This is a genomic window from Serratia nematodiphila DZ0503SBS1 (assembly GCF_000738675.1).
Lineage (GTDB): Bacteria > Pseudomonadota > Gammaproteobacteria > Enterobacterales > Enterobacteriaceae > Serratia > Serratia nematodiphila.
In genome coordinates, this window is record NZ_JPUX01000001.1 from 1,207,757 (window position 1) to 1,219,741 (window position 11,985).

The following is an 11,985-nucleotide window of genomic DNA, read 5'->3' on the forward strand; positions in this document are numbered from 1 at the left end:
TGCGTTCTCGAGCCTCACAGGTAAATCACCTGAATGTGCGCCACGGCGGCGAACCCGGCTGCCATCACCGCCCGCTGGGTGGATTCCACGCTGGCGCTGAACCACAGGGTGTTGCTGCCGGGCTGCAGAACGTAGGGGCGGCCGCGCTGATTCAGCTCCAGCGCCTGGCCCTGCTGGTCTTGCAGCCGCAGGCCGATGCCCTGTACGCCGCCGTTCAGCTTCAGCAGCGACGGGTTGTCGACGTCGCTTTCGCCGAGAAACACCAGCGTGGCGGCCTGCTCACCCTGCAGGTAGAGGCGGCCGGCATCGCCGTTGCGCGGGCCGGCCGGGTTATCCGCCAGCGCGCGCGCGCCCAGCAGGCAATTGCGGAACGAGAGACGAAAACGCACCGGCGCGCTGCGATCGCCGGCGTTGCGGAAGTCGCGTGCGCTGACGTCGCCCAGATCGACGGACTGATCCCGGCTGTCCGGCGTCAGGCTGCAGGGAGAGCTGAGCAGACCGCCGTGAAAGCTGACGGTGCCGGTGGTGCCTTCGATCACGCCCAGCGGCGTTGCCGCCAGCGCGCCGCCGCCGCACAGCAGTGCGCCGAGCAGCAGAGGGCGCAGTCGATCGGTGAATTCAGCCATGCTGGACCTCCTTATTTTTTCTCGGGCACGGCGGTGCAAACGCCGCCATTGCAGACGAAGCGAAGCTCCGGATGGCCGCCGTAGTCGTTGATGTAGGTGATGACGAAGCTGTTCATGCCGGTGTCGTGCAGCTTGAGGCTTTCGCTGGATTTCGGCTTCAGCATCAGCGGCTGAAAACCGCCGATCGCGCCGCCGCCCTGTTTTTGCGTCTGCCGCGTCATGCCGGTCAGGGTGATGTAAAACGGCGTCGGGTTGTCGACGGTGATGGCGCCGCCGCTTTTACGGAACACCAGCTTTTCCTGCCACACTTCACCCTTGGGCGCGACAATCGCCTTCGGCCGGTAAAACAGCTTGATCTGCGTCTGCAGCGCCAGCTGCATCACGTTGGTTTTGGTGCTTTTCGGCGGGATCTCGCGCAGGTTGAAGTAGAACACCGACTCGCGATCCTGCGGCAGGCGATCCGCTTCCGGCGTCTTGGTGATGCGCACCACGCTGCGCTCGCTCGGCTCCACGCGCTGCAACGGCGGCAGCACCACCAGCGGCGAGGTGATTTTCTGATGCTGCTCGTTCTCCAGCCAGGACTGCGCCAGGAAAGGCAGCTCTTTGTTTTCGTTGACGATATTCAGGCTGATCGATTTGGCGTCGCTCACATAGACGGCGCGCGTGCGATCCAGCGATATCGCCGCGTCGGCGGTGGGCAGTACGGCGCTCAGGGCCAGGCCGGCGGCGGTCAGTAGCGTTATCGGGTGTTTGTTCATGTCATTATTTCTCAGCGTTACGGATTACAGGGTGGCGCACGGCAGCAGCAGCTGGTCCAGCGGCTTGGCGGCGCCCGGGATCACGATGCGGCAGCGGCGTTGGCCTTCCCAGGCGACATCCAGTTTTTCCTCCGGCTGTACGCCGGTCAGATAGACCGAGCCGCCGTCGTTGACCACCGCGACCTCGCGGCCTTTCTCGCTCAGCACCGCGGCGCCGAACGGCGGTTCGCTGCCGTCCGCGAGGCGAATGGTGGCCAGCAGCTTGCTGCCTTTCACCACCTCGAAGTGGCGGTAGCCGATGGCGCCTTCGGTCAGCGTGCCTTGCACCACGGCGCGAGTGGCCTCGACGTCGTCCGCCAGCTTGTTGACGTCGATACGGGTGTCGGTGTTGTAGTAGCTGGTGATGTCGGAAATCACCGCCAGCCCGAAACGGTTGCTGTAGGCGCGGCCGTTGTTGATCGGCACGCCGGCGATGCCGTCGGTGTCGAGCATCATGCGGCTGCCGCCGTTGCTCGAGTTCTGATGCGCCGCGATGCCGTGCCGGGTCGCGGTGAGACCGCCGCGGAACGAGCCGCCGATCGACGAGTAGCTGTCCTGCTGGTAAGAGGCGCTGGCGTTCAGCGAGCCGAACGAGGCGTTGTGGGTGTAGTACCCGCGCGCCAGCGATTTGCCGGACTGGTTAAAGCCGCCGCTGACCTGCCAGGTATTGTCCGGATCGCTGTAGTCGTTGTACGACGCGGTCTGCGTGACGTCGCCGTTGTTGGTTTGCAGCGCATAGCCGACGCGCCGACGATCGCCGATCGGTACGGTGAAGTTGAGCATCACGCTGTCGTCGGTGCGGCCCTGGTAATAGGTGCGGTAAGCCGACAGCGAGGCGGTGATGTTGCTGATATCGCCGATGCTGAACAACTTGCTGGTCGACAGCCCGTAACGATCCTGGGTTCGCGCGTCCCAATAGGTCTGGTGCGAGTAAGTCAGATAGGTGGTGATCGCCCTGGCGCTGTCTTCCGCCATAAAGGTTTTACTGGCGGTGATGGTATACAGCTCTTTCTGACGGCCGTTGTAATTCTTGTCGTAATCGCCGTAGCGCTCCTGCAGATACTGCGACATGTTCATGAATTTGCGTTGCGAGAAGCGGTAGCCGGCGAAGGTGATCTGGCTGTTCAGCTCGTCGAAGCGTTTGGCGTAGTTGAGCTTGAACGACATGCCGCTGGCGGTCGGCTCGCCGGGCAGGCGAGCGATCGACTGGGTGACGTCCAGCGACATGGCGCCGAACACGTTCAGATCGCGGCCGAGGCCGAGCGCCCAGGCGTTATAGTCGCCGCCGAGCAGCGCGCCACCATACAGCGACCAGGCGTTGCTCAGCCCCCAGGAGAAGTCGCTGGCGGAAAACAGCGGCCCCTGGGTGCGGTGGTCGTAGGCCGAGGTTTTGCCGAGCGCCACGTTGTAGCGCACGTAGCCCGGGCGGGTCAGGTACGGAATGGTGGCGGTATCCACCTGGAAGGTCGAAACGGTGCCGTCCTGCTCTTCCACCTTGACGTCCAGCTTGCCGCGCACCGAGCTGTTGAGATCCTGGATGGCGAACGGCCCGGCGGGCACGGTGGTTTCGTACAGCGTGCGGCCTTCCTGCGAGACGGTGATCTTGGCGTTGCTCTTGGCGATGCCGCGCACTTCCGGCGCGTAGCCCTGCAGGTTAGGCGGCAGCATGCGCTCGTCGCTGGCCAGGTTGAGGCCGGTGAAGCGATAGGCGTCGAACACCCCGGAGTCGAGATAGATCTCACCCAACGTCAGCTTGGCGGCCTGCATCGGCAGCGCGCGGTAGGCGTAGATCTGGTTCCAGTCGAAACCGGTGCTGCGATCGCCGGCCTGCTGATTGTAATTGGCCTGGTAGTCCGCGCGCAGGCGCCAGGGGCCCAGGTTGGCGCCCAGCGTGCCGTAGCTGCTCAGGTTCTGGGCGGTGTTGTTGTTATGGCTCTGTTTGCCTAGCTGACCGCTGACGTTGTAATCCAGCAGCAGGCCGGGAATGCCGTCGTCCCACTGCTCGGGCGGCGTCCAGTCGGGATCGGAGTATTTCATCCACGCCTGCGGGATGGTGATCGCCAGCACGCCGCCGCCGATGCGATCGGAGATGGTCGCGCCTTTGATGCCGCGAATGTCGGCGCACTGGTTGTCGTGCCACAGGGTGATTTTTTTGGCCGCTTCTTCTTTCAGCGCCATTTTTTCCACCAGATCAGGCGGCAGGCACACCTGGCTGCCGCTCTTGTTATCCGGCGACGGGAAATACTGAATGCTGCGCTGGGGCAGCGTTTTCTGGTTGATCTTGATGTCCAGCAAATAAGCGCCGGGCATGACGTAGTCGGCGTCGGAGAAGCGCGAAAGATCCACTTTGCTGCGCTCGCCGATATCCAGGACGTCGGTATTGAATTCCGTGGCGGAAAATGCCGGACGCACCCAGAGGAAAGACAGAATGACGAGGAGAGGTAGGTGTTTCCGTGTCTGTAATGACGTCATAGCATAATCACTCATGGCAAGTCCGCGCCCAATAGCAGGTCATCCGTACGACCTGAATACGTAATGCTGTGCAGCGCCCGCCGGCGCTAGAGATAAGACAGGGTGAATTTGGCCAGAGAGCTGAAGCCGCCCGCCCGCGCCTTGTCGGGATGCAGGCGCAACTGCGCGCCAAAGCGCAGCGTGTTGTCGCCGGCGACGATCTGGTAATCCGCTGTCGTGCTGCCGAGCGGGATCGGCGTGCCGGCATCGTTCAACAGCTCGATAGCCACGCCCTTCGCCTCGCCGTAAACGCCGAGCAGGGAAGGATCCCCGCTGTCGGCGGTGCCGTCGAACGTGACGTTGGCCGCGCGATAGATGAAGTCAGGCTTCACCTGGCTGGCCAGCTCGCAGTTCACCAGTTTGATCGTGAAATGGCGGCGGCTGCCGATCAGCACCGACTGCCCATCCTGCGAGGCGTCGGTCATGGAAATCAGACCAAAATCGACGGTTTGATCCAGGCTGTCGCTGGCGATGCCGCACGGCGTTTCAACGATGGTGCCGCCCAGGCTGACTTTGCCGTGGCCCTGATTTTTCGCTGCCGCCGCCGCGCTGCCGACGCTGAGCGCGATGAGCAACAGGCCGCAAAGGCGGATAGTCATGCTGGCGTCTCCCTGTCTTTCCCTGTTCCCTTGCCGGTATCCTCGGCATGCAATAAAGCGGGGGATGCCCTGAGACATCCCCTGTGGGGTATTACAGGTAAGCCAGGGTGAAGTTCGCCACGCTGGTGAAGTCGCCCGGCACTACGGCGCTTGAGGCGCTGCTGCCCTGCAGATAAGCGGCGAATTTCAGCGAGTTGTCGCCGTCGTTCAGGCCCTGACCGTCGGTCGCGGTGCCCAGTTCCACCTCTTTGGAGTGCAGGTTGTCGTAGATCACGATGCCGGCGCCGGTTGCCGTGCCGCTCAGGGCCAGCAGTTTGTTGTTGACCGGATCAGGCGTGCCGGTAAAGGTCACTTTGACGTTTTTCATGGTGGAGATGGAGCAATCTTTCAGTTCGATGTTGAAAGGCTGCATGCTGGATTTACCCTGGTTGGCCAGGATGCGGCTGCTGATCTGGCCCATCGGCACGGTTTGGTCAACGGATTCCGGCGCGACGCTGCATGGCGCATCGATAATTTCGCCGGTAAAGGTGACTTTACCGCTGCCCTGATTAGATGCGGCATGAGCAACAGATGCGGAAGCGAAAGCAATCACGGTTGCCAGCATTAATTTATTCAGTTTCATTTCTCAGGTTCCTGTAGAGAGTTTTTAAATAAAAAGAACAGCACATCTAAATCCCCCGCGGCGGTGGCAACGCCATGTCGCCGTCCGTGCGGTTGGAGCCAGATCCTTTTGCTCTGGGCAATACGCCGACATCCGTTATTTATGAGAAATAACGAGATTTGGAAAATCGATAATGGATTTTCTGGTAAATAAAATACGAGTTTTACGTGTGGCGTGTTGCTGGGAATATTCTTGCAAATAATAGTATTGCTTGGAAATAGATTTTATTAAATTAAGTCAAATTCAGAATATAAAACCAAAAGGAAAAAGAAATATATTTGCTTTAAAATCAATAGATCGTATACAAATATTATCCAGTATAAATCACTATATAAATAACGATATGCGAGATATTAGATCGGGGGAAATAGGGTGGCACCTACAATTCACAATATTGTTTTGCTAATATCGCTCTGAGGCAGCAGATGATGCATTTCCCTTTAGAAACAAAATATAAAACATAATTTATTGTTTTTATTGTTATTTCATGGTTGTTTGTTCATGAGGGAATGGGGTTTCTTATTCGCGTTTAGCCAGCGTTTAGACCTAATTGGTTAACAATTAAATAACAATTGCACCGGTAGTGAATTATTCTATCGCATTGCGTGATAGGGATTTTTTGCTACCTAACCCATTTTGATTAATCAAATTAAGGCATGTGCTGCTGCCGTTCGCCACATAATGATGACCTAAGTGACAATTAAAGGATTATAAACGGAATGATAACGATGATTAATGCTTGCGGCGGGCGCCGTTGGGCGGGTTTGACCCTATTTCTGCTGTCTTTTATGGCGCTTTCTGGCTGTGCGGGCGGGAGCAAGACAAAACTGAATTCCGTGAAAAAAATCTCACAGAATAATCCTAATGATAAATCCGATGAGCAACGCATCGCGCTTTGTCAGCAGCGGGTTAATTCATTAAAGAATATTAATCCGCAAAGTTACCAAAAACGCATCGCCTATTTTAATGGCCTGCTTTCCAACGCTTCGGGATATGCCGGGGTGCGCGGCAACGTGGATGAGAGTACCCGTAAAGCGATTGATGCTCTTTATCAATATAAAACCGAGAAATTCTGCGCTGACGTCGAGCATGAGCTGATGTCCGATCTGTCCAGCCGGGTTGAGAATCTGTAGCCATGAAGCGATGCGCGCAAGGATGGGCGATGGGGCTTTTGCTGTTGGCGGCGAGCGGGGCCGCTTGCGCCGCCGATGACGGCATTCCCGCGCTGTTGAAGTTTGCCGAACAGCGGCAGGCGCCGCCGGCCGCGCCCAGGGAAGACAGCGCGCGTAAATCGGCGCCCACACCGGCCGCCAAACCGGCCGCCGTCGCGGGGGCAGACGGGGCTCGTTTAACTTCTCTGAAGCACTCTGTGCAACAGCAGGCGGAGAAAATCCGTCAGCTGGAGCGGCAGTTGGCGGCGGCTCAGGCCGCCGCGGCGCCGAAACGGGAACCGGCCGTCGTCGATATTCGGCCGCTGGCCGATGCCCTGAAGGGATTGCGGCAGGCCGTTGCGCCGGTGCCTGAAGTGAGCGTGCTGTCCGCTTCGTTAACGCGGTCCGAACAGCGCAGTGCAAGTTTGGCGGCGCAGCTGGCGCAGCAGCAGCGGCGGGTGGAGACCTTGCTGGCCGAACGGCAGCAGGCGGCCGAGCCGCCCGCGCTGGCCAGCGAGGCGGACAAGCAGGCGTATGCCGCCGGCGTGTCGCTCGGACGCGACATTCTGCATCTGCAGCAGGAGAACCGGCGCGCGGGGCTGGAGGCGGATCGCCAGCTGTTGCTGGCGGGCATCGCCGATACCCTGGCCGGGCGATTGCGGCTCGATGAAGCCGCCATCGACGGCGCGCTGCACACGGCGCAGCAGCGGTTGCAGCAGGCGCAACAGACGCAGGCGCCGCCTCGGGATGACAACGCCTACCTGGCCAATTTCGTTCGCCAGGAGGGGGTCAAGCAGGATGCGCTCGGTTTCTATTACCGGGTGGATTATGCCGGCAGCGGGGCGATCGGCGCCGACGATCGGGTGGATATCGTGGTGCGCGAAAGCCTGACCGACGGCCGGGTAGTCAAAGACATGGAGCTGGCGGGGACGGTGATCTCGCAGCCGTTGACGCGCTACCCGCCGCTGTTTCGCGCGGCTATCGAGAAGCTGCAGCAACACGGTGCGATCACGCTGGTGGTGCCGCCGGCGCTGGCGTACGGCAAACAGGGCAACCCGCCGGCGATCCCCCCGAATGCCACCATGATTTACACCCTGCGCATCGCTGACGTGCAGCCGTGAGCGGGGTGCTCAGCAGTAACCACTCAGGAGGAATGCTATGGCCAAGGCGCCGAAAACGTTTGAAAGCAGAAAATCGCTGATGCTGAATGTGTTGCAAGGATTGTGCAGGGAGCGTGTGGAAGGATCTGGGGGCCATCATCCCCCGCCGGAGCAGTGGCCGAAGACGCGCGAGCTGGCGGATAAATGCGGCGAAAATATTTATACCACCCGCACCCTGCTGCTGGCGCTGGAAAAGGAGGGTAAGGTTCACTGCACCCACCGCAGCATCAACAATTCTCTCCGCTGGTACAGCTGCGACGAACAGGCAGCGATAAAAAAAGAGTGATTCGACCCTGGCGGTCGCTTTTGACTATTCCTACAGCTAATCATTAATTAAATTTATCATTTGGCGGGGCGTTTCGCTCCGTCAATCCTTCCCCTCCGTTCGCTGCCATCCGCACAGCCATTGCTAAGATGTTTTTGGCAGCCATATACTTATCGCTCAGACGGGAACAGGTATAGGGAGCCGGCATCGTAATGAAGGAAAAGAAAGACATACTGAGATTGGATGATATTCATTATCAAATAGACAGCCAGGTGATCCTGGATTCCGTCTCTTTCACGCTGGGTGAAGGCGAGTTCAAACTGATCACCGGACCTTCCGGCTGCGGGAAAAGCACCCTGCTGAAAATCATCTCTTCCTTAATGGATCCGACCCGCGGAAAGCTCTATTTCGACGGCCAGGCGATCGACGAGATGTCGCCGGAGGCGTATCGCAAGCAGGTCTCTTACTGCTTCCAGACGCCGTCACTGTTCGGCAATACGGTTTACGACAATCTGGCGCTGCCCTACCAGATCCGCCAGGAACCGCCGGCCGAGCGAAAAATGAAGGCCGATCTGGCGCGTTTCGGGCTGCCGGAGGCGATGCTGACCAAGAGCATCAATGAACTGTCCGGCGGGGAGAAGCAGCGGGTGTCCCTGATCCGCAACCTGCAGTTTATGCCCCGGGTGTTGTTGCTCGATGAGATCACCAGTGCGCTGGACGAGGAAAACAAACGCAACGTCAATGAGATAGTGCATCAGCTGGTGGCGGAACACCGGCTGGCGGTGCTGTGGGTGACGCACGATACCGAAGAGATAGCGCATGCGGACGAGGTGATCACCCTGCGCGCGCACGGCGCCGAGCAACAGGAGCAACAGCATGAATCAGCATAACATCACCAACGAATCCTTGGGCTTGTCGATGGTGCTGGTGGTGGTCGCCATCCTGATCAGCCATCGGGAAAAGCTGGCGCTGGAAAAGGACATTATCTGGAGCATCTGCCGCGCGGTGGTGCAGCTGATCATCGTCGGCTACGTGCTGAAGTATATTTTCGACCTGGATAACGCCGTTCTCACCGTGTTGATGGTGCTGTTCATCTGCTTTAACGCGGCTTACAACGCCAAGAAACGCAGCAAGTACGTCGAACACGCGTTCGTGACGTCGTTTATCGCCATCACCACCGGCGCGGTGCTGACGTTGGCGGTGCTGGTATTGACCGGCTCCATCGAATTTACGCCGATGCAGGTGATCCCCATCTCCGGGATGATCGCCGGCAACGCCATGGTGGCGGTGGGGCTGTGCTACACCAACCTCGGCCAGCGTTTCAAAGGCGAGCAGCAGAAGATTCAGGAGATGCTCAGCCTGGGGGCGACGCCCAAGTTCGCCTCGGCGGCGCTGATCCGCGATAGCATCCGCGCTTCGCTGATCCCGACCGTGGACTCGGCGAAAACCGTTGGGCTGGTCAGCCTGCCGGGCATGATGTCCGGCCTGATCTTTGCCGGCATCGACCCGGTGAAAGCGATCAAATACCAGATTATGGTGACCTTTATGCTGCTTTCCACCGCCAGCCTGTCGACCATCATCGCCTGCTATCTGGCCTACCGTAAGTTTTACAATGCGCGCCACCAGCTGGTGGTCGGCAACCTGAAGTAACGCCATGAAAAACGGCCTCCGCGGAGGCCGTTTTTTTACCCTTGCAGCAGGGCGATGCTCTGGCGGATTTCCCGTTCGATATCCGCCTCGCTCCAGCCGTCCAACTGCGAAGAGAAGGGCTCGAAGGCATAGACGCCGGTGTAGCCCAGACGTTCCAGGTTCTGTACCTGACGGCGGCTTTCCAGCCGATCGCCCGCGCTCAGCATGATGCGCTCTTCATCGCTCAGCGCGCCTTTATCCCGCCCATCCTCCACGCCGGACAGATGCACCAGGCCGATCTGCGCCACCTGGATCTGCGAGTCGAAGTCGGCTTGCGCCACACCGCTCAAATAGTGGTGGAAAGTATCGAGCACGATGCGGTATGGCGCGCCCGAATCGCGGATGATCGCCTGGGTCAGCAGCGACGATCGCAACGAGCTGATGCCGAAGCCCAGCGGCTCGACGTATCCCTGCACGCCGTAGCGGGCAAACAGCGGCGCCAGCAGACGCAACGCGGCGAGGGTATCGTCCCGTTTTTGCTGCTCGCTGCGCGTGTCGTCGGCGCTGCAGTGTGGGCACAGCACCAGCGCCCGGCTGTGGATGGCCTGCGCCTGCGCCAGCAACGCTTCGGCGCGCTGCTGCAGCGCCGCCGGGTCATCCACCCGATTGAACATGCCGAGGGCGTTGATCGTGACGATTTCAATGCCGTATTGCGCGGCGAGCGCGTTGAGCTGCGCGTCGCTCAGATCGTCGGTCACCTTGCCGCTGGGCATGTCGTTGCGCAGCTCAACTTTGCTGAGCCCGCAGCGTTTCACCAGGCGGAAAAAATTGTCCAGATCGAGATTCGGCGCGATCTTGCGGTTAATACAGAAGCGGTCCAGCGAAATGTTCATGGGGCATGACTCCAGCGATAAGGGGTGAGAGATCAGGATTTGCCGTTTTCCAGCGGCAGCGGCTTGCCGTCGGGCAGGGATTGGCGGTGGCGTTTGGCCAGCACCACCTGTTCCATTTTTTCCAGCGAGACGCCTTTGGTTTCAGGAATATAGCGGCCGATAAACCAGTAGCTGAACAGGCAGCAGGCGGCAAAGATCCACATCGGGAAGGCGCCGTGGAAATGCGAGAACAGGTAAGGGTGGTCGTTGATCATCGGGAACGACTGCGACACCGCAAAGTTGGCGACCCACATGCAGCCGACGGCGATGCTCATCCCCTGGGCGCGCATGCGGTTCGGGAAGATTTCCGACACCAGCACCCAGGCGCCGACGCCCCAGGACAGCGCATAAAACACCATGAAGAACAGCATGCCGAACAGCGCGAAATAGCCGGTGGCCTGCGTGTAGAGCGCGTACGAGGTGAGCAGCAGGCCGGCGATGGCGCCCAGCGTGCCGTAACGCATCAGCGGAATGCGGCCCATGCGATCCATCAGCATGGCGCCGATGACCGAACCGACCAACTGCAGCACGCCGATCCAGATGGTCTGGAACAGCGCTTCCTGCGCGTTTTCGGTGACGGTTTTCAGCACCACCGGCGCGTAATACATCATCACGTTGACGCCGGTGACCTGCTGCAACATGGCGATCATGCAGCCGACGAACAGGATGAACCGCACCCGCACATCGCCGTAGTTCAGCTTCCGGTGCTGCTGCTGTTGATCCTGCTGCAGCGAGTCTTTGATTTCTTTCAGCAGATTCTGCGCGTGGGCGGCGTTGGAGACCTTGGTCAACATCGCCAGCGCCTGATCGTCGCGGCCCATCATCACGTTCCAGCGCGGCGATTCAGGAATGACGAACACCAGGATGCAGAACAGAATGCAGGGGATCACGCCCGAGGCGAACATCCAGCGCCAGCCCATTTCCACCAGCCAGGCTTCGCTGGCGAGGCTGGCGATTTTGAAGTTGACGTAGAAAATCACGATCTGGCCGAAGACGATGGCGAATTGCTGCATGCTGAGCGCCCGCCCGCGCATGTCTTTCGGCGACACCTCCGACATGTACATCGGCGACACGGTGGCGGCAATGCCGACCGCCAGCCCGCCGATGATGCGGTAGATGACGAACCAGGTGAAAGTTGGGGCCAAAGCTGCGCCGACGGCGGACACGGTGAACAGCAGCGCTGCCAGCATCAGCGCCTTTTTACGGCCCCAGCGCGCCGCCAGCGGCCCGGCGGCGAAGGCGCCGACCACGCAGCCGATCACCACGTTGGAGACTGCCCAGCCGGTTTCGGCCGGGCTGAGATCGAAATAGGCTTTCAACGCTTCGATCGCGCCGGAGATCACGGCGGTATCGTAGCCGAACAGAATGCCGCCCAGGGCGGCGATGCCGCAAATTCGCAATATGTAGCCGGTATTGTGCTTACGCTGATATGACATGTGTTGCTCCGATTTTTATCCTGGCTTCCGTCCGCACGGTTGGGGTGTCGGGAAGAGGGCGAGCGGAAGGGTGTGAACCGTGCCTGTCATCAAGGCGATGTCGTCGATAAATGCTGGAACAAACAAGAACATTTATTTCATAATTAGTGAATAATGGAATATTGATTTTTAGATCCAGTTCAAAAAAAACCGTCGCGAGCGATTCGGGCACCTTGGGC

At 59.5% G+C, this 11,985-nt stretch carries 12 protein-coding genes; 5 read left to right on the top strand and 7 right to left on the bottom strand.

From position 1 onward, the window contains the following. Window positions 1–14: 14 nt before the first annotated feature. The 5 genes from JL05_RS05465 to JL05_RS05485 all read right to left on the bottom strand — a co-directional run bounded on the left by JL05_RS05465 (window position 15) and on the right by JL05_RS05485 (window position 5,155). Window positions 15–626: a fimbrial protein gene (locus tag JL05_RS05465; RefSeq protein ID WP_033631879.1), complete on the bottom strand. Its 612-nt coding sequence runs from the start codon at window positions 624–626 to the stop codon at window positions 15–17. Window positions 627–637: 11 nt separating this feature from the next. Beyond that, window positions 638–1,384, bottom strand: coding sequence for a fimbrial biogenesis chaperone (locus tag JL05_RS05470; protein WP_021505171.1), 747 nt, complete (start codon window positions 1,382–1,384; stop codon window positions 638–640). A 24-nt stretch (window positions 1,385–1,408) separates the two neighbouring features. Then, a complete protein-coding gene (locus JL05_RS05475) occupies window positions 1,409–3,895 on the bottom strand; it encodes a fimbria/pilus outer membrane usher protein (RefSeq protein ID WP_050501228.1) in 2,487 nt (828 codons plus the stop codon). Between the two features lie 86 nt (window positions 3,896–3,981). Further along, the gene (locus tag JL05_RS05480) at window positions 3,982–4,533 is read right to left on the bottom strand and encodes a fimbrial protein (RefSeq protein WP_004930899.1); all 552 of its coding nucleotides are present in this window, start codon (window positions 4,531–4,533) and stop codon (window positions 3,982–3,984) included. Window positions 4,534–4,624: 91 nt separating this feature from the next. Then, complete coding sequence (locus JL05_RS05485; protein ID WP_015379342.1) at window positions 4,625–5,155, bottom strand: fimbrial protein; 531 nt, start codon at window positions 5,153–5,155, stop codon at window positions 4,625–4,627. An 827-nt stretch (window positions 5,156–5,982) separates the two neighbouring features. Here JL05_RS05485 and JL05_RS05490 point away from each other — a divergent pair. From JL05_RS05490 to fetB, 5 genes are all read left to right on the top strand, one after another. Further along, window positions 5,983–6,327 (top strand): YuaE family lipoprotein, encoded by a 345-nt coding sequence (locus JL05_RS05490; protein WP_370446676.1) that lies wholly within the window; start codon window positions 5,983–5,985, stop codon window positions 6,325–6,327. A gap of 29 nt (window positions 6,328–6,356) precedes the next feature. Further along, entirely contained in the window at window positions 6,357–7,466 is a 1,110-nt protein-coding gene (locus JL05_RS05495) for an FKBP-type peptidyl-prolyl cis-trans isomerase N-terminal domain-containing protein (protein ID WP_079007655.1), read from the top strand. A 37-nt stretch (window positions 7,467–7,503) separates the two neighbouring features. Further along, window positions 7,504–7,791, top strand: a complete 288-nt coding sequence (locus JL05_RS05500; protein WP_004930885.1) for a FaeA/PapI family transcriptional regulator — start codon at window positions 7,504–7,506, stop codon at window positions 7,789–7,791. A gap of 191 nt (window positions 7,792–7,982) precedes the next feature. Continuing rightward, window positions 7,983–8,660 (top strand): iron efflux ABC transporter ATP-binding subunit FetA, encoded by a 678-nt coding sequence (gene fetA, locus JL05_RS05505; RefSeq protein WP_033631882.1) that lies wholly within the window; start codon window positions 7,983–7,985, stop codon window positions 8,658–8,660. Further along, window positions 8,647–9,420 carry an iron efflux ABC transporter permease subunit FetB gene (gene fetB / locus JL05_RS05510; RefSeq protein WP_033631883.1) on the top strand — a complete coding sequence of 258 codons (774 nt, stop codon included), beginning with the start codon at window positions 8,647–8,649 and terminating at the stop codon, window positions 9,418–9,420. The genes fetA and fetB overlap by 14 nt, the downstream gene beginning before the upstream one ends. Before the next feature lie 35 nt (window positions 9,421–9,455). Here fetB and JL05_RS05515 read toward each other — a convergent pair whose 3' ends face one another. Beyond that, window positions 9,456–10,292 carry a TIM barrel protein gene (locus JL05_RS05515; protein ID WP_033631885.1) on the bottom strand — a complete coding sequence of 279 codons (837 nt, stop codon included), beginning with the start codon at window positions 10,290–10,292 and terminating at the stop codon, window positions 9,456–9,458. Window positions 10,293–10,324: 32 nt separating this feature from the next. Then, a complete protein-coding gene (locus JL05_RS05520; protein ID WP_015379336.1) occupies window positions 10,325–11,767 on the bottom strand; it encodes a sugar porter family MFS transporter in 1,443 nt (480 codons plus the stop codon). Window positions 11,768–11,985: the final 218 nt, after the last annotated feature.